16 protein-coding genes are annotated in these 17,967 nt (G+C 69.9%); 7 read left to right on the forward strand and 9 right to left on the reverse strand.

The features are described from left to right. Nucleotides 1-442 precede the first annotated feature (442 nt). Nucleotides 443-3,004, reverse strand: a complete 2,562-nt coding sequence (gene glgP / locus BLQ75_RS12025; RefSeq protein ID WP_092601703.1) for an alpha-glucan family phosphorylase — start codon at nt 3,002-3,004, stop codon at nt 443-445. 215 nt (nt 3,005-3,219) lie between these two features. Here glgP and BLQ75_RS12030 point away from each other — a divergent pair, with 215 nt between their 5' ends. Both BLQ75_RS12030 and BLQ75_RS12035 read left to right on the forward strand, forming a co-directional pair. Beyond that, nucleotides 3,220-4,482: a neutral zinc metallopeptidase gene (locus BLQ75_RS12030; RefSeq protein ID WP_092601705.1), complete on the forward strand. Its 1,263-nt coding sequence runs from the start codon at nt 3,220-3,222 to the stop codon at nt 4,480-4,482. 246 nt (nt 4,483-4,728) lie between these two features. Next, nucleotides 4,729-6,189: a neutral zinc metallopeptidase gene (locus tag BLQ75_RS12035; RefSeq protein ID WP_170837449.1), complete on the forward strand. Its 1,461-nt coding sequence runs from the start codon at nt 4,729-4,731 to the stop codon at nt 6,187-6,189. A gap of 103 nt (nt 6,190-6,292) precedes the next feature. Here the strand turns inward: BLQ75_RS12035 and BLQ75_RS12040 are convergent, their stop codons facing one another. Continuing rightward, nucleotides 6,293-7,273 carry a tetratricopeptide repeat protein gene (locus BLQ75_RS12040; protein WP_244515474.1) on the reverse strand — a complete coding sequence of 327 codons (981 nt, stop codon included), beginning with the start codon at nt 7,271-7,273 and terminating at the stop codon, nt 6,293-6,295. Between the two features lie 306 nt (nt 7,274-7,579). Between BLQ75_RS12040 and BLQ75_RS12045 the strand changes: the two genes are divergently transcribed. Beyond that, nucleotides 7,580-7,837: a hypothetical protein gene (locus tag BLQ75_RS12045; RefSeq protein WP_342028301.1), complete on the forward strand. Its 258-nt coding sequence runs from the start codon at nt 7,580-7,582 to the stop codon at nt 7,835-7,837. 120 nt (nt 7,838-7,957) lie between these two features. Here the strand turns inward: BLQ75_RS12045 and BLQ75_RS12050 are convergent, their stop codons facing one another. Then, entirely contained in the window at nt 7,958-8,263 is a 306-nt protein-coding gene (locus BLQ75_RS12050) for an MTH1187 family thiamine-binding protein (protein ID WP_092601711.1), read from the reverse strand. A gap of 172 nt (nt 8,264-8,435) precedes the next feature. Between BLQ75_RS12050 and BLQ75_RS12055 the strand changes: the two genes are divergently transcribed. Further along, nucleotides 8,436-8,936, forward strand: coding sequence for a MarR family winged helix-turn-helix transcriptional regulator (locus BLQ75_RS12055; protein WP_043577078.1), 501 nt, complete (start codon nt 8,436-8,438; stop codon nt 8,934-8,936). A gap of 79 nt (nt 8,937-9,015) precedes the next feature. Here BLQ75_RS12055 and BLQ75_RS12060 read toward each other — a convergent pair whose 3' ends face one another. Beyond that, nucleotides 9,016-9,375: a DUF3817 domain-containing protein gene (locus BLQ75_RS12060; RefSeq protein WP_170837450.1), complete on the reverse strand. Its 360-nt coding sequence runs from the start codon at nt 9,373-9,375 to the stop codon at nt 9,016-9,018. 113 nt (nt 9,376-9,488) lie between these two features. Between BLQ75_RS12060 and BLQ75_RS12065 the strand changes: the two genes are divergently transcribed. Beyond that, nucleotides 9,489-10,832 carry a DNA polymerase IV gene (locus tag BLQ75_RS12065; RefSeq protein ID WP_092602003.1) on the forward strand — a complete coding sequence of 448 codons (1,344 nt, stop codon included), beginning with the start codon at nt 9,489-9,491 and terminating at the stop codon, nt 10,830-10,832. Nucleotides 10,833-11,038: 206 nt separating this feature from the next. On the opposite strand, the gene BLQ75_RS12070 is transcribed toward BLQ75_RS12065, so the two are convergent. Both BLQ75_RS12070 and BLQ75_RS12075 read right to left on the reverse strand, forming a co-directional pair. Next, nucleotides 11,039-11,878 (reverse strand): hypothetical protein, encoded by an 840-nt coding sequence (locus BLQ75_RS12070; protein WP_092601713.1) that lies wholly within the window; start codon nt 11,876-11,878, stop codon nt 11,039-11,041. Between the two features lie 99 nt (nt 11,879-11,977). After that, on the reverse strand, nt 11,978-13,165 hold the full coding sequence (locus tag BLQ75_RS12075) for an acetyl-CoA C-acetyltransferase (protein WP_092601715.1): 1,188 nt from the start codon (nt 13,163-13,165) through the stop codon (nt 11,978-11,980). A 214-nt stretch (nt 13,166-13,379) separates the two neighbouring features. On the opposite strand from BLQ75_RS12075, the gene mce reads away from it, so the two are divergent. Continuing rightward, nucleotides 13,380-13,820, forward strand: coding sequence for a methylmalonyl-CoA epimerase (gene mce / locus BLQ75_RS12080; protein WP_092601717.1), 441 nt, complete (start codon nt 13,380-13,382; stop codon nt 13,818-13,820). Between the two features lie 112 nt (nt 13,821-13,932). On the opposite strand, the gene BLQ75_RS12085 is transcribed toward mce, so the two are convergent. Continuing rightward, entirely contained in the window at nt 13,933-14,559 is a 627-nt protein-coding gene (locus BLQ75_RS12085; RefSeq protein ID WP_092601719.1) for a TetR/AcrR family transcriptional regulator, read from the reverse strand. A gap of 105 nt (nt 14,560-14,664) precedes the next feature. Further along, nucleotides 14,665-15,051 (reverse strand): SPW repeat protein, encoded by a 387-nt coding sequence (locus BLQ75_RS12090; RefSeq protein ID WP_170837451.1) that lies wholly within the window; start codon nt 15,049-15,051, stop codon nt 14,665-14,667. A 167-nt stretch (nt 15,052-15,218) separates the two neighbouring features. Between BLQ75_RS12090 and BLQ75_RS12095 the strand changes: the two genes are divergently transcribed. Next, nucleotides 15,219-16,988, forward strand: coding sequence for a coiled-coil domain-containing protein (locus BLQ75_RS12095; protein WP_092601723.1), 1,770 nt, complete (start codon nt 15,219-15,221; stop codon nt 16,986-16,988). Nucleotides 16,989-17,077: 89 nt separating this feature from the next. Here the strand turns inward: BLQ75_RS12095 and BLQ75_RS12100 are convergent, their stop codons facing one another. Next, nucleotides 17,078-17,893: an alpha/beta fold hydrolase gene (locus tag BLQ75_RS12100; protein WP_092601725.1), complete on the reverse strand. Its 816-nt coding sequence runs from the start codon at nt 17,891-17,893 to the stop codon at nt 17,078-17,080. Nucleotides 17,894-17,967 lie beyond the last annotated feature (74 nt).

The raw sequence follows: 17,967 nt of genomic DNA on the forward strand, positions 1-17,967 counted from the left end.
TCCCGTTCACCACGTGGGAGTCCTCGACCGGGAACCCCCACCGCGGACACGATATGCCAGTTCCCGCCACAGGATCGACGGTCGAAGGGACGAGACACTCGTAACACCCACCGCTCGCGCCCAACCGGTCGAGGCCGCCCGGCGATCGGCGCCCCTCACGACGCCGGGCCGTGGGAGGACCGGGGACGACACCGGACAGCTGGTCCTCCGAGCGGAGGAACACCGTGCTGGGCCCGTACGGTGCCGTCGGTGAGGAACCGGCTTCGCCGGAAGACCCTTGCCGGGCTCCGGAACCGGACACCGCGCTCAGCTGCGGGCGCCGTGCGCGAGGACGAACTCGAAGTGACCTTCCGCACAGCCCACGGCACGACCGGCACCGGTTCGCGCCACACCGGCCCGGGGAGACGAACGACTCGCCGAACCGCCGGGCGGACCTCCCCGGTCAGGACCTCTCGCCCGCCAGCACCACCTTCCCGAGCTCGGCGGGACTGGAGAGCAACCGGTGTTTGGGCAGCACCCGAACCGTGTAACCGGCGGGCCCGGTGTGCGGCAGCGTCACGGTGGCCTGATAACCGCCGTCCGCGACACAGCGCATCGAGGTCGTCACGAAGTCGCGCAGCTCGTCGGAATCGTCCACCCTGCCGACGACGACCTGCACCGTCACGTCGGAGTCGTCCAACCCGGCCAGTTCCACCAGCGCCCGCACGGTGATCTTGCCGCCGAGCAGCGGTGAGGAACCGTCCTCGACCGACATGTAGGTGTCGGTGACCCGAACAGCGCTCCAGGCCTCGTCCAGCCGTTCCCGGTAGCTCGCTATCTCCTTGGCGCCCCGGTAGTCGTTCGCGGTGGCGGCCTGCACCGAACGAACCGCGGGTGAGTAGAAGTTGTCGACGTACTCGCGCACCATCCGGGAGGAGTGCACCTTCGGCCCCAGCGTCGCCAGGGTGTGCCGCACCATCGACATCCAGCGTCCCGGCAGCCCGTCGCTGTTGCGCTCGTAGAACATCGGGGCGACGTGCTCGGTGATCAACTCGTAGAGCGCGTTGGCCTCCAGGTCGTCCCGCCGTTCCGGGTCGCTGACCCCGTCGGCGTTGGGAATCGCCCAACCGTTGTGGCCGTCGTACATCTCGTCCCACCAGCCGTCACGGACCGAGAGGTTCAGGCCGCCGTTGAGGGCGGACTTCATGCCGGAGGTACCGCAGGCCTCCAGTGGGCGCACCGGGTTGTTCAGCCACACGTCGCAGCCGGCGTAGAGGTACCTGGCCAACGACATGTCGTAGTCCGGCAGGAAGACGATGCGGTGGCGCACCTCGGGGTCGTCGGCGAACCGCACGATCCGCTGGATCATGGCCTTGCCGCCCTCGTCGGCGGGATGCGACTTGCCCGCCACCACCACCTGCACCGGGCGTTCCGGGTCCAGCAACAGCGCGCGCAGCCGTTCGGGGTCCCGCAGCATGAGGGTCAGTCGTTTGTAGGTGGGCACCCTCCTGGCGAAGCCGATGGTCAGCACGTCGGGGTCGAAGACCGAGTCGCACCAACCGAGTTCCAGTTCGGAGGCACCGCGCCGCAGCCAGGCGTGCCGGAGCCTGCGCCGCACCTCCTCGACCAGCCTGCTGCGCAGCGAACTGCGCAACTCCCACAGCAGGGAGTCGCTGACCGGCTCGATACCGCGCAGCCCCGCTCCCTGGTCCATCTCCGACTCGCCGATCAGCTTGCCGAGTTCACGCGCCGACCAGGTGGGACCGTGCACGCCGTTGGTGACCGAGGAGATCGGGATCTCCTCGGTGTCGAATCCGGGCCACAGGCCGCTGAACATCCTGCGGCTGACACCACCGTGCAGTTCGGAGACACCGTTGGCGCGCTGCGCCAGCCGAAGCCCCATGTTGGCCATGTTGAAGGTCCCCGGTTTCTCCTCGACGCCGAGTTCCAGGACCTTGTCGGTGGGAACACCGGGCAGCAGGGACTGTGCGGAGCCGTCGCCGAAGTAGTGACGGACCAGGTGCGCGGGGAACCGGTCGATACCGGCCGGAACGGGGGTGTGGGTGGTGAACACGGTACCGGCGCGCACCGCGGCCACCGCCTCGTCGAAGCCGAGACCGGGATCGGCGAGCAGTTCCCTGATGCGCTCCAGCCCGAGGAAACCGGCGTGGCCCTCGTTGGTGTGAAACACCTCCGGGGCGGGCATCCCGGTCAGCTCGCAGTAGGCGCGAACCGCACGCACTCCCCCGATACCGGCGAGGATCTCCTGCCTGATCCGGTGACTGGCGTCGCCTCCGTAAAGGCGGTCGGTCACTCCCCGCAGGTCTTCCTCGTTGTCATCGACGTCGCTGTCCAGCAGCAACAGCGGAACACGCCCCACCTGGGCCTTCCAGATCCGGGCGCGCAGCAGCCTGCCCTCGGGAACGGCGACGTGCACCATCACCGGTTCTCCCGACGGACGGGTCAGCAGCTCCAGCGGCAGCCCCCTGGGGTCCAGCACCGGATACTGCTCCACCTGCCACCCCTCGGGGGAGAGCGACTGCCGGAAGTATCCGGAGCGGTAGAGCAAGCCCACTCCCACCAGCGGGAGCCCCAGATCGGAAGCGGACTTGAGGTGGTCCCCGGCCAGGACACCGAGCCCGCCGGAGTAGTTCGGCAACGCCTCGGTGAGGCCGAACTCCATGGAGAAGTAAGCGATCGAGGCCGGCAGCGGAGTTCCCTCGTCACGGCGCTGCTGGTACCAGCGCGGCACGGTGAGGTAGCGACGCAGGTCGTCGTCGACCGCACGGCACCGGGCCAGGAAGTTCTCGTCCGAGGCCAACCGGTCCAACCGCTCCGCGGGGACCTCTGCCAACAACCGCAGCGGATCGCCACCCACCTCCGCCCATACCTCGGGTTCGACGGAAGCGAACAGATCCTGGGTCGGTGGGTGCCAACTCCAGCGCAGGTTGATGGCCAACCGGCCGAGGGCCTGCAGCGAGTCGGGCAGGTGCGCGCTGACGGTGAAGCGACGAACGGCTCTCACGGACGCGCAGGGTATCGCGCGGTGGAACGTCTCCCGAGCGGCCCACGCGCGAAACGTGACATGCGAACCTGATGGACGTGCCCACGGGAGTCCCGCCCCACCGCGTTATCGGCGCCGGAAACACCGGGCCACCCCCGGACCGACCGTCGTCCCCGCGAGCGCGCGCGGCGGCGGTGCGACGCCGCGACCGACGGAGGTGTCGGCTCCGGCTGCTGGTGGCGCTGCTGCTCGTCCCGCTCGGTGGTTGCGGCCCGATCCGGGAGGGACCGACCACCGAAGGGGGCGTCGTCCGCCAGGGAGTCCCTTCCTCCTTCGTGTTCGGCACCGACTCCTCCGAGGTGGACGGGTTGGCGGCTACCGTGGTCACCGACGCCCAGGACTACTGGCGAGGCCAATTCCGGCGGTCGTTCGGGCGGAGTTGGCACGACCTGGACGGTGGCTTCCACTCGGTGGACACCACCGACGAGGACGCGCAGCCACCTCCGTGCGCCTCCGACATCACCGAACTGACGGGCAACGCCTACTACTGCGCGACGGTGGACGCGATCGCCTGGGACCGAGCCGCGCTGTTGCCGGTGCTGCGGGCCCACTACGGGGAGTCGGCGGTGGTGCTGGTGCTGGCCCACGAGATCGGACACGCGGTGGCGCACCGGCTCGGCTCCGACGACGCGGGGAGCCCGCCCCTGATGGTGGAGACCACGGCGGACTGCTACGCGGGCAGCTACGTCCGGTGGGTCGTCGACGGCGGCTCGGAACGGCTGCGCATGGACTCGGCCGGGCTGGACTCCGCACTGCGGGCGCTGATCAGCTTCGCTGATCCGGTCGAGCGGGAGGCCGACGCGCACGGCAGCGCCTACGACCGGGCGAGCGCGTTCCAGGACGGTTACACGAACGGTCCCCGGGTGTGCACCGAGGCGCGGGAGTTCAGTGGCGAGTGGGCGACCGGCGGCGGGCCGCGCGGAAACCGCGACGTGCCCACGCTGCTGGGCGAACGGGTGCCCGCCATACGCGGGTACTTCGGTGAACTGGTGCGGCAGCGCGGTGCCCGGTGGAATCCCCCGCGGGTGGTCGCCTCGGACACGGCGGGCTGCGACGGAGCGGGGATCATCACCCGCTGCGGCGGAAACGTGATCGCGGTGGACCGCGAGCGCCTGCGCCGTTCGACGTACGAGCTCGGTGACCAGGCCGCCGAGACACCGCTGATCGGCGCGTTCGCCACCACCGCGCTGGAGAGCATCGATCCCTCGACGCGGCGAGCACGGAGGTTCAGCGTCCCGTGCCTGACCGGCGCCTACACCGGTCATTTGGTGCGCGACACCGAGCGGGCCTCCGGTTCGGACCTGAACGAGGCAGTCCGGGCCGTACTGTCCGGCGACACCACCTCTCGGGAGCTGTTCGGCACGGACTCGGCGAGCGGGTTCGAGGAGTTCCGCGCGTTCCGGTCCGGAGTGGCCGGAACGGCCGAATCCTGCCTCTGAAACCGGTTCTCCCGTTCCCGCTCCCGCGCGGAGCCCGGTCGAGCCTGCCCACCCCGTGGGGCAGCCGTACGGATTCCCCGTGGAACCGGGGTGGGTTCGCCGGAGCCGGGCACGGTGCGGGGGCCGCGACAGCACACACCGGACGGGCGATCAACATCCGACCCCGATTCGTTACGCTGCGCGTGGCGCTCTGCCGAGCCGAGGTGGAGGAACCGGACCGAGCGACTTCGAGGATGGGGCACGTCAGTGGGACGAAGCTCGACGATGCGGCGCCTGCTGGCAGGCTCGGCCGCCGCCATGGCACTGTGCTTGGGGGTGACGGGGTGTTCTCGTCCGATCGACGGAATCCCCACGGCCAACGGCGCTCCGGAAGCCGACACGGTGGCCGGGCTTCCCGCCAGTGACGGTCCCAGCGGGCGCAAACCCGGTGCTCCGGAAACGGACCTGCGGGTGGTCGGTGGCACCGGCGGTGAGATCGACACCCTGGCCGCCGACACGGTCGCCGACGTGCGCGAGTACTGGAGCACGGCCTACCCGGAGACCTTCGACGGTTCCGCGTTCCGCCCGATCGGGCGGCTGGTCTCCTACGACTCCCGCGGCACCGCCAGGGAGGTCTGTGGACAGCGGCTGACCGGGATGGCGAACGCCTTCTACTGCCCGCGAAGCGACACGATCGCGTGGGACCGGGGCGAGCTGCTACCGAAGCTGCGGAACACCTTCGGTCTGATCGCGCCGGTCACGGTGCTGGCCCACGAGATCGGGCACGCGGTGCAGCACCGGGCGGGCCTCGTCGACACCGACACCTCGACGCTGGTCGCGGAACAGCAGGCGGACTGCTTCGCTGGCGCGTTCTTCCGGCACGCCGCCGAGGGATCGGCGCCGCACATCCGCGTGTCCACGGGCAACGGGCTCAACACGGTCCTGGGAGTGCTCAGCTACATCCGCGACACCCCCGGCCGAACCGGATTCAGCGATCCGCGGGCGCACGGCACCGCCTTCGACCGGGTCTCGGCGTTCCAGTACGGGTTCAGTGACGGTCCCGGGCGGTGTGCCGAGATGACCGAGGAGTCGGTGACACGACGCACCACCCAGTTCCACTTCTGGAAGAAAAAGCAGGAGTCCGATCTGCCGGTGGCGGCGGACAACATCCTCCTCGTCTCGCGGAGCCTCCGGGAGGTCTTCGCCGACACGGGGGTGGCACCACCGACCATCAGTATCGACTCACGTTCCTGCCCCGGCGCGGAGGGCACCGAGCCCGTCTCCTACTGCGCGGAGACCAACACCGTCTCGGTCGACATGGCCGGGCTGCGGAAACTGGCCGAACCGCCCACGCGCGGGGAGAACCCCTCGGGATACGGGGACTTCGCCGCCTACGCGCAGCTTGCCTCCCGTTATGTGCTGGCCGTGCAGCGGGCGGCCGGGTTGTCACTTCGCGGTGACGCGGCGGGCCTGCGTACGGCTTGCCTGGTGGGCGCGTGGAGCGGCCTGCTCGTGGAGGACCCGATCGGGCGGCGCAATCCGGTCGGCAAGCTGCGGATCGCCCCGGGCGACGTGGACGAAGGGGTGGCGGCCCTGCTCGGGGACGACAGCCTGATAGCCGCGGACGTGACGGGTGACCAGGTACCAGCGGGCTTCGCCCGGATCGAAGCGTTCCGCATCGGATTCCAGCAGGGCATGAGCCCGTGTGCGTCCGAGTACGGTGACTGATCGCACCCGCGAGCTCCCCCGCCCGCGCGTACCGGTCATCCGGTGGGGCGGCCGCCCCACCGGATGACCGGTACGAAGCGTCCGGTGCGGTGGTGCGGCCGGCTCAGAACAGTGCGCTGGCCAGTGCGCGCCGCGCCTTGGCGACCCGCTGGTCGCCTTCCGGGAACAGGCCGAACATCTCCAGCAGCTCCTCGCGGACGCGGTCGCGGTCCTGGCCCGAGGTGCGCCGGACCGTACCGATCAGCCGGTTGAAGGCGTCCTCCACGCGCTGCTGCGCCAGTTCGGCGTCGGCGGCGGCGAGCTGTGTGTCCACATCGTCGGGTGCCGACTCGGCCCGTTCGATCGCGCCGGGGTCCGCGTTCTCGGCCCGCGCGGTGAACCGGACCTGAGCCAACGCGGCCTTGGCCTGCTCATTGTCCGGTTCCTCATCGAGGATCCGCTGGTAGGCCTGTTCGGCCGCGGCGTACTCCCCGCGTTCCAGCGCCTGCTCGGCGGCGGTGAACCTGGGATCCTCCTGCTCACCTTCCGTCGCAGCCGCCCCCTGCTCGGCGGCGCGGATGCCGGGAAGCTGGTCGCGCTGGGAATCCAGGATCGAGTTGATCCACTGCCGGATCTGTTCCTCTGGCTGGGCGCCCTGGAACGCCTCGACCGGTTGTCCTCCCGCGATCGCGATCACGGTCGGAATCGACTGGACACCGAACAACTGCGCGATCCGCTGGTTCGAGTCCACGTCGATGGTGGCCAGTACCCAGGAGCCGCCGCCCTCGCGGGCCAACTTCTCCAGGACCGGGGAGAGCTGTTTGCACGGCTGGCACCAGGTCGCCCACAGATCGACCACGACCGGCACCTGCATCGACCGGTCGACCACCTCGGCCTGGAAATTGGCCTCGGTGACCTCGACGATCGCGGCACCGGCGTCACCGGTGCCCCCGGAGCCACCGGAGTCGGCGCCGGAGCCCGCTGACTTCGCCTGGGCGTCGGCCCGGTTCTTCAACGCCGAAAGGTCGACCGCCCCTGCCATCGGGACGGAGGACGCCGCGCGCTGCCCTGCATTGGAGTTCTGCCGTGGATCAGGCCGTGTCACACCCCCATCGTGCCACGTCGCCGACCGCGGGACGGTGTCCACCCCGTTACGGCGCCGTCGGCGGAACGTCACCACCGATATCGACCACGAAACGCATCCGGACGGCGGTTCCGATCGCTCTACCGAGCGAGCGTTGATCACTCGATCAGTGGGCTTTGACGAAAAGCCCTAATCTTCGAACGGCACCGGGTCGAAACCCACTCACGAGTCCGCGTCGCGGCGCCGCCGCACGGCGCCCGACGTAACTCCGTAGGGACTCGATCGGGATTCTTCCCTACCCACAAGTTCGACGAGAGGTACTGAATAGTGCGTATTGCAACCCGTGTTGCCGGTGCAGCAGGCGTCGCCGCGCTGGGCGCGATGACCATGGCCACGGCCGCGTCCGCCGACACCAAGGACAACGACGGCATCAACGCGGTGGACGACAACAACATCAGCGCGGTGCCGATCCAGGCCTGCGGCAACAACATCAGCGCCGTCATCGGTGTCACCCTCAACCTGCTGGCGGCCCAGAGCTCCGAGTGCGTCAACGCGCCGGTGGTGGACCACCCGAAGGCCAAGTGAGCTGACCGGCTCGACGGGCGGTGCCGGAAAGAGGTCCGGCACCGCCCTCCGGGGCCGCACTCCGGGGCCGTACTCCGGTGCTGTCGGACTCACATCTCCGTGCTCTCGCCGATTCCCGCCTCAGACGTCGCTTTCGAGCCGCTGTTCGACCCGCTCGACCTTCTTCCGGAGCTGATCGGTGTGACCGGGCCGGATGTCGGCCTTGAGTACCAGACTGGTGCGGGGTGCCCTCGCCGAGACCGCGTCGGTGGCACGCCGGACCACGTCCATCACCTCTTCCCACTCGCCTTCGACGGTGGTGAACATGGCGTTCGTCTCGTGCGGCAGTCCCGACTCGCGCACGATCCGCACCGCCTCCGCGACAGCGGCGCTCACACCGTCGGAGTCGCCTGCTCCGGAGGGGGCCACGCTGAATGCGACCAACATGTATCTCTCCTGACTACGAAGTCTCGTTCTCACCGGGCTTCGCGGACCGCCACCGCGGTGAGCCTATCGCCAGCGCGTCCCCCGAACGTTTCGACGCGCCGACCACGAACATCCCGAAGAAGCACCCCGCATCGCCCGTTCGCGCAACAGCACGCTGCTAGCGTCGAATGCCATGAGCCCCCGCCAACCGCTGCCATTCGATCCCATAGCTCGCGCGGCCGAGACCTGGTCGCAACGTGTCGGACCTTCGTCGACGATGGCCGCGGTGACCAGCATCATGCGGGTGCAGCAGATACTGCAGTCGGCGGTCGACTCGGCACTGCGGCCGCACAACCTCACCTTCGCCCGCTACGAAGCGCTCGTGCTGCTGACATTCTCCCGCCAGGGAAGCCTTCCGATGCGTGTCATGGGGGACCGACTGCAGCTACACCCCACCAGTGTCACCAACATCGTCGACAGGTTGGAAGCGGACGAACTGGTGCGTCGTGTCCCCCATCCGACCGATCGACGTACGACACTGGTGGAGATCACCGACCACGGTCGGACGGTGACGGACAAGGCGACGGAGTCGGTCACGGCCATCGATTTCGGCCTCTCCGGCATCACCGAACGGCAGACCCAGCAGCTCACCGAACTGCTGGGCAAGGTCAGGCAGGCATCCGGAGACTTCTGACACCGGACTCGTGAGACCTCGCCACGCCCCTTCCGCCCGCTCGGTGAGCGACGGGCGAACCGGCGCCGGGCGCGTCGCTTCAGTTCAACGCGCGCAGCGCCCCGACCAGCCTCGACCAGGAAGTGGGCCCCAACGGACTGGGGGTGGTGAGCAGTCCACGCCGCAGTGCCCACCGCTCGAACACCACCGAACCGAACGGCGGGACCGAAGCCAACAGGGCGAGCACCAGCACCCGGAAACTCCACCGCAACGGCCCGTACATCACCAGGGCGGCGAGCACGTAGGCGGTGAACACCAAACCGTGCACCCATCCCATGACGGTCACCGCCTCGGGAAACCCGAACCCGTACTTGAACACCATCGCGATCAACAGCCCGGCCCACGAGACCGCCTCGGCGACCGCGATCAGCCGGAACCAGCCGACACCAGTACTGAGCACGGACTCACCGTATCGTGGTGTCACCCGGTCCGGATGTCCGGTGTGCACGGGAACACCCGGAGGACAGCATCACCGGGCTGGCCGTTGTCGGTGGGGTCTCGTTCAATGGCGGTATGACTCGCTGGGTGCTGCACCTGGACATGGACGCCTTCTACGCGTCAGTGGAACAGCTCACCCGCCCCACCCTGCGCGACCGGCCCGTACTGGTCGGCGGAACCGGACCGCGCGGCACCGTCGCCGGCGCGAGCTACGCGGCCAGGAAGTACGGGGCGGCCTCGGCCATGCCCATGTCCGAAGCCCGACGCCGCTGTCGCAGCGCCGTGGTGCTGCCACCGCGTTTCCGGCTCTACCGCGAGGTCAGCGAGCGGGTCTTCACGATCGTCAGGCAGTTGTCCGAACGGTTCGAGCAGGTCTCGATCGACGAGGCGTTCCTGGAACCCGAGGAGCTGTTCGGGGCCGATCCGGGGACCGTGGCGGAGTTCGTGGAACGACTTCGCGGCCGAGTGGCAGGCGAGGTCGGTGTGCCCGCCTCCGTCGGGGCGGGGTCGGGCAAACAGCTGGCCAAGATCACCTCGGGCATGGCGAAGCCGAACGGCTCGGTGGTGGTCCGCCCGGAGGAGGAGAAATCCCTGCTCTCCGAACTGCCGGTGCGTCGCCTGTGGGGAATCGGCCCCATCGGCGAGGCGAAGCTGCGCCGCATCGGAGTGCAGACGATCGGCGAACTGGCCGCGCTGAAACTCGGCGACGTCACCTCGTTGCTGGGCCAGGCACACGGCACCGAGCTGCACGAGTTGGCACACGGCATCGACGAACGACCGGTGACCGAGCGAGCGGAGGCCAAGCAGGTCAGCGCCGAGACGACCTTCGACACCGACCGAACCGACCCCGCCGAGCTGACGTCGGAGATAGTCGGTATGGCCGAAGCGGCTCACCGGAGGCTGATCGCTTCCGAGCGCGCCGCGCGCACCATCACGCTGAAGGTCCGCGACTCCGACTTCAGCACGATCAGCCGCTCCGAGACGCTGTCCTCGGCCACCACCGAACGCGACGAGCTGGTGGCCGCGACCAGGCGGCTGGCCGCCACGGCCGTCAGTCCCGGAGTGCCCGTCCGGCTGGTCGGAGTCTCGTACTCCGGGCTTACCACCGCCGAGCAGGCCACGTTGTTCCAGATGCCGGGGAACGGGGAAGACGAGGGCGTCCCGCACTCCCCCGTCACGACTCGGGTCGCCGTGCTCACCACCAACTCCGGGCAGAGACGGTGGCGCCAGGGCGACGACGTGAGCCATCCCAGCTGGGGCCACGGCTGGGTGCAGGGGTGCGGTCACGGTCGCGTGAGCGTGCGGTTCGAAACCGCCGCCACCGGGCCGGGAAGAATGCGCACCTTCGACAGCGGGGATCACGAACTGGTGGCGGCGGACCCGCTCGACAGTCTCGGCACAGCGGGGGACTCGGACTGACCGACTGACCTCCGAGCGGCGCGGGCCGCTTACTGGTCCCGGATCATGGCATCGCCTCCGGTTTTCCGGGGAGTGCCCCTGAGGCGGTCGGAGACATCGTGCGGGCCGCTGCCCGGTGTACCCGGCACCCACCGCGAGCCCCGGCGGCACGCCGGCCGCCCCATCTCGCGCCCCGCGACCGCGAACCGCGCGGAGCGGGATCGCGATCAGGTCTCGGGAGCCGGCGGCCGCCTGCGGTAGTGCCCCACCCAGACTCGCGGGGCGGCGGCCTGGATCGCCTGTTCGAGCCGTTTGGGAAGCCTGCTCAGTGCCGGCAGGTAGAAGCGGTAGCGCACCGCTGGCAGTCCCCGCATCGGAGGTGGTTCCTCGATCCGCCAACGTTCCAGCTCGGGATGCCGCTCGGCGAACGCGGAGTCGGCGGGGAACAGCTCCAGGGCACGCCGCCGCTCGGGATGCACCAACCTGCGGTTCTCGACGGGACGCAGCGAACCGACCCCGACAGCGGTCACCTCCTCCCACGGCACCGCGAAGACCTCACCGCTGGTGCGAGGGCAGATGCCCCGATTGTCCACCAGGAAGCCACGGCCGCTCAACGAACCCTTGGCCGAGGCGATGGACCAGACGAAGCAGACACCGAAAACCAGCTGCCAGATCCACAGCCACACCCCACCTGGGGATTCGGCCAGCGCCGCCGCGCACAGCACGGTCAGGAAACCGCTGGCGCCACCACCCACCGCGAGGTTGCGGAAGGCGGCGGCGCTGACGTCGACGTCGCGGGCGTGTTCCCCGAGCAGCACGGCACCGCCGGAACGGGGCACGCCCGCGCTCTCCCGCGCACCGCCCGCGTGCTGCCGCACCCGGGTGGCCGGGTACGCGTCCTGCCGGGTGCTCCCCCGCCTCGGCGCGGTGGGCGGGGTGGAACCTCCCGGTGGGACGTTGCGACGCTCCACGACCGTCTCCTGCTGGGGGACCGTACGGCGCGGAGCCGTGGTTCCCTCCGGATCCACACGATCGGCACGTTGCCATCCCCCGGGTAGCCACTTCATGCCGACAGAATATCCGCACCGACGGTTGTCGGGTGTCACGGATCGCCACGAGAGGTTCGGGGTGGGAGCCCCGCGAGGTGCCCCGGGGCTCTACCCCGGTCAGCCGCGCGGCGCGTGCAACAGCAGGGCGTCGCCCTGCCCACCGCCGCCGCACAGCGCGGCGGCGCCGTCACCACCACCGCGCCTGTCGAGTTCGAGGGCCAGGTGCAGCGCGAGCCGGGCACCCGACATGCCGATCGGGTGTCCCAGCGCGATCGCGCCGCCGTTGACGTTGACCCTGTCCTCGTCGAGGCCGAGCGCTTCGGTGGAAACGATCCCCACGGCGGCGAACGCCTCGTTGATCTCGACCAGATCGAGGTCCGTCGCGGCCATCCCCGCCCGGTCGCAGGCCTTCCTGATCGCGTTGGAGGGCTGCTCGTGCAGGCTGGCGTCGGGACCGGAGACCACGCCGTGCCTGCCGATCTCGACGAGCCAGTCGAGCCCCAGTTCCTCGGCCTTGGACTTGCGCATCACCACCACGGCGGCCGCGCCGTCCGAGATCTGTGAAGCGGAACCGGCCGTGATGGTGCCCTCCGGGTCGAAGGCGGGGCGGAGCTTGCCGAGGCTTTCCGCCGTGGTGTCACCGCGTATTCCCTCGTCGCTGTCGACGATCAGCGGTTCGCCCTTGCGGCGCGGTACCGTCACCGGAGCGATCTCCTCGGCGAACACACCCCGCTCGGCCGCCGCGGCGGCTCGCTGGTGCGACCGCGCGGCGAACTCGTCCTGCCGTCGGCGGGTCAGCCCGTGGCGCTCGTTGTGCTTCTCGGTGGAGGCTCCCATGGCGACCTGGTCGAACGAGCAGAACAACCCGTCGTGGGCCATGTGGTCGAGCATCCGCACATCGCCGTACTTGAAGCCCTCCCGCGAGTTCCCCAGCAGGTGCGGGGCCTGCGTCATGGACTCCTGACCACCGGCGACGACGACGTCGAACTCACCGGCACGGATCTGCTGGTCGGCCAACGCGATCGCGTCCAGTCCGGAAAGGCACACCTTGTTGACGGTCAGCGCGGGAACGTCCATACCGATGCCCGCCGCCACGGCGGCCTGCCTGGCCGGGATCTGCCCCGCCCCCGCGGTGAGCACCTGACCCATGATCGTGTACTCGACCCGCTCGGGAGCGACCCCGGAGCGCCGCAGCGCCTCGGCTATGGCGATCCCGCCGAGTTGAGCACCGGAGAAGTCCTTCAGCGACCCCAACAGCCTGCCCATCGGGGTACGGGCCCCGGCTACGATCACGGAACTTTCCACGACTGCCTCCGATGCGGTAATGGAGCTGTTTCGGAACCCGGCGGGCGCCTCGGCGACGGTCGGCTCACCGCGCCTCGCCACCGGTCGGCCACCATGATGAACCGTGCCGACCCGGCGGAACCATACCGTCGGGAACCCGAAGACCTCGCTGTGACCCGACGCACACGGTGGTTACGTTTCCGCCGTCCCGCTACGGCGGGTTAGGCTGCGCGTCATGCGGGAGGAACTCGGCGGACTGGTTACCGCGGTCGACCACGTGGGGGTCGCCGTGGCCGACCTCGACGCGGCGATCGACTTCTACCGGCGGACCTTCGGTCTGGTGCCCACGCACCGGGAGACCAACCGGGAGCAAGGGGTGCACGAGGCGATGCTGGCCGCCCCGGACTCGGCCGAACCGGAGACGCGGGTCCAGTTGCTGGCCCCCGCCGACGAGGAGTCCACGATCGCGAAGTTCCTGGACAAAAACGGCCCGGGACTGCAGCAGCTCGCCTTCCGGGTGACCGACGTCGAGGCCGCGTGCGCGCGACTGCGCGACGGCGGCCTGCGGCTGCTGTTCGACTCCCCCAAGCGCGGGACCGCGGACAGCCGGGTGAACTTCGTCCACCCCAAGGACGCGGGTGGTGTGCTCGTGGAGCTGGTCCAGCCCGCCGAGTGATCGTGCCGCCCCACTTCTCCGGTGGCGGAGCACGTGAAACGGTGCCTCGGCATCGGCCCGCCGGGATTCAACCCTGCCCGAGGCGGGGACACCATCGTAGGCAACCGGGGAGTCAGGCGCCCCGCGGCCGGGGACGACCGTTCGATCCGGGATCCAGCGCACGGGCTATCAGGCCGATCTCGCCGTCCAGCCCCGAGCTGGTTCCCGGAAGTCTGGCCGTGGAGTGACTGTGGTTCACCGCCCTGGCCAGCAGCACGGCCGCGGTGTCGACGTCCTCACCGCGAACACGCGGCAGCACCGCTTCGATGACCCGGCGGATCTGCTCGACGATCGACTGGAAACGGCGGTGCAGCGCCCCTCTCACCACCTCGTGCGTATCGGCCTCCCGCCAGAGCAGGTGGCTGAGCACCAGTGAGGAGTGCAGTCGCCTGTCCAGTTCGCCCACGAGCCTGCGCAGGCTCTCGGCCAGGTCGTCACGTACCACCACTTCCTCGCAGGGCACGTTCTGCTCCGGCAACCGATCGACGAGAGCGACCAGGATGTCCTCCTTGCGGCGGAAGTAGTAGTGGATCAACCCCTTGGGCACTCCGGCTCGCTCGGCGATCCGGGACGTCGGTGTCGCGTCGTAGCCGGACTCCGCGAACAACGTGACGGCCGCGTCGAGGATGCGCTTCCGGGCCCCCGTCGAACCGGTGTCGTCGTTCTCCCCCTTCGGAGGGGATGGGTTACCGGCGGTCATCTCCGTGCTCTTTTCACCGCTGCTGGACGACCTCCGCGCCGTACTCGAACACTGGCGGGCGCAGCCGGCAGGTCCGGCCGCGCGAACTCCGGGAATCGGGTCGTCTCAGTGTTGTCCCGCCATCCCGGAACGGTGGACCGAGTTGGCCTCCGGCAGTGCCGCGACTCCCACGATCACCGCCAGCACGCCCACCACCCAGGAGGTCCAGGCCGCTCCGCCGAAGGCGGTGAAACCGAGCGCCCACGGCGAGATGACCAGCAGAATCCCGAGCAGCACATGTGCGTACTCGCTCGTGATCGATCCCGGCATCGCCAGCGACCACACTCCGGAGACACCGAGCAGCGCCCCGAGCACGATCATCGACGTCAGCGCCGCGGGACCGGTGAGGGTCCACAACGTGGCCAGGATCAGATAAACCCCCAACACCACGGCACCCCAGTCCTGCCAACGGGTCCAAGGTCGTGCCGTCGAGCCACCCGAGTCACGGGCCATCTCGATCACCTCCGCTCACGAGACCGCTCAGCACGTATCCTCCTACTTGGTTGGCCGACCGGTCAAGGTGTGAAACAGCTCGCACCAGGGGCCGGGTTCCCGGCGTGTTTCGGGCGCGGAGCGCGCACCGGACAACATCGACGACGGTTCAGAGGTAGCGTTGTGCCATGGGTCTTGCCGACGATCGTGATCTGCTACCGCTGGGATCGGGCTTCGACATCGTTCGTAAGGGTGGCTACGACAGAGCCCAGGTCGACGAGCATCTGGAACGTATCGACGCGGACCTACGTCTGCTCACCTCGGACCGCGACGCGGCCGTCTCGCAGTGCGGGGAACTGTCCAAGCAACTGGAGTCGGCACGCTCCGAGATCGAGAGCCTACGTGGACAGGTCGAGCGGCTGGGGCAGCCGCCGACCACGATGGAAGGACTCAGCGAACGCCTGCAGCGGATGCTGCGGCTCGCCCAGGAGGAAGCCGCTGAGATCCGTTCCAAAGCGGAGAGCGACGCCGCCGAGCGGCGGGAGCGCGCCGAGCAGGAGGCCTCCGACCTCCGCAAGCGTTACGAGCAGCTGATCTCCGATCTCGACTCGCGGCGCGAGGAGATGGAGGCGGAGCACCGTTCGGTCATGGAGACGGCCAGGGCCGAGGCGGAGCGCATCACGACCGAGGCCGAGGAGAACCGCAAGCGGGCCGACGAGGAGTCGGAAGCACGGCGTGCCCAAGTTGAGGAGGACTTCGAGATCGCGATGGCGGCTCGCCGCAGCGAGTCGATGCGGACCCTCGCCGACCAGGAAGCCAAGAGCAAGGCCGAGGCCGAACGTCGGGTCAGCGAGGCGGCCGAGGAGGCGGACCGCCGGTTGCGGGAAGCGACCAGCGAGGCCCAGCGGCGGGTTCTGGAAGCCACCGAGGAGGCCGAGCGCCTCACCAAGGAGAGCACCGAGGCCGCCGAGAAACGCGAGCGGGAGAGCAAGGAAGCCGCGGAGAAGCGCGAACGCGAAAGCGTCGAGGCCGCCGAGAAACGCGAGCGGGAGAGCAAGGAAGCGGCCGAGAAGCGCGAACGCGAAAGTATCGAGGCCGCCGAGAAACGCGAACGCGACAGCAAGCGGGAAGCCGAACGGCTGGTCGCGGAGGCGCGGGAACAGGCCCAGCTGAAAACGCAGCGTGCCACCGAGGAGGCGACCCGGATCCTGGAGGAGGCGACCACCGAGAGCAACCGGCTGCGCAGCAGGGCACGTGCGGACGCCGAGGAGCGGATCACAGCCACCACACGGGAGTGCGAACGGCGGCTGAGCACGGTGGACGAGCAGGTCGCCACTCTGACCGAGCTACGCGACACCGTGGCCGCGAAGCTGCGCGACGCTGCCGAGCTGATGGGGCGGACCACCCCACTGCTGGAGCGGCTCACCAGCGACGACGAAGCCGAGCAGCGACTCAGGGAATCGGCCGAGACCGCCCGCGAGACGGCCCGGTTGGAAACGATCGCCGCGCTGGACGAACCGGAGGAGGAGACCGGAGCGACCGCCGCTTCCGAGCGACGTCCGACGGGTGAGGGGGCCACCGAGACCGGACCGGCCCCTGCGGAGGACAGCGGCGACCCCGCGACGGTTCGGTTCGCCCTCGCCGACATCGGCACCGGCGCCGCGGCCCCGTCCGGAGGCGACGGCAACGGCCACTCCGACACGGCGACCAACGGCTCCGGTGCGAAGGGCGAAGCCCCTGCCGAGGGCACGGTGTCGTTGGACCCGGCGACGCGGAAGATCGACCGCGCGAGCCTGCCCCAGCCGGAAGCCGGTGCCACGGAGGGCGACGAGGCCCACGATCCGCCGACGAGGCGCATCCCCGTCCCCGGCCACGAGAACGGTGCCGCACGGACCGGCGGAAACGAATCCGACTCCGAACCGGGCCGGGATTCCGACCAACCCGCCCAGCAGCACTGAGCCGCCTCGGACTCCCGCACGGAAATTCGGTCCCGGCAGGGTCGCCCGGGGTCGGCCCAGCGGCACCGTCTCTCGGGGTGGGACCGAACTCAGCCCGATCCGTCCAGCCACCCCCGCACGGCGTCGGCGAAGGCTCGAGGGGTCTCCAGCGGCGAGAGGTGCCCGGCCTCCGGGAGGGTGACCAGTTCGCCGCGTGGCAGCAGCGCCGCCGTGCCACGAGCGGACTCCGGCGGCGAGAGGGCGTCCTCGTCCCCCACCACCACCAGAGCCGGTCCCTCGTAGGCGCGCAGCGTCCCGGAGCTGTCCGGGCGGGCCGCCATGGCGCGCTGCGCCCAGGCGACTCCGGCCGAGGGTTGTTGTTCGACGAGCGTCCGCGCCCGCTCGACCACGTTCTCCCGCCGGTGGCGCGTGGTCCTGCCGAGGAGTCCGGGGAGGGTGTCACCGGCCAACCAACCCGCCGTCCCCTCGCGCTCGGCGCGATCGGCGACCCGCAGCCGGTTGTCCCGCTGCTCGGCGGAGTCGGCCTCGGCCTTGGTGTCGGCGAGTATCAGACCCTCGATCCGCTCCGGCGCCCTGCGCGCCAGGGCCATGGCCACGTAGCCGCCCATGGAGCAGCCCGCCACGTACGCGCTCGGCAACCGGAGTTCGTCGAGCAGCGCCAGCACGTCCTCGGCCGCCGCGTCCGGGCTCGGTTCCCGCTCGGCCGGCCACGGCGACCCCTCGGAGGGGGATTCGGACACGGCGGACTCGTGCGGCGGGCTCTGCCCCATCCCTCGCTGGTCGGGGGCGAGGACTCTGAAGCGGTCCTCGAGTTCCGTCCGGACGCCTTCCCACATCCGCGCGTCCACCGGGAACGCGTGCAGCAGCACCAGCGGCGTCCCGGTTCCCGACTCGACGTAGTGCACACCTCCATGATGCCGCAACAGATCACTTCACGCGCGGTGCGGTGATCTTTCCCGACCGCGCACCCGCACCCCGG

The organism is Actinopolyspora xinjiangensis, from assembly GCF_900104475.1.
Taxonomy (GTDB): domain Bacteria; phylum Actinomycetota; class Actinomycetes; order Mycobacteriales; family Pseudonocardiaceae; genus Actinopolyspora; species Actinopolyspora xinjiangensis.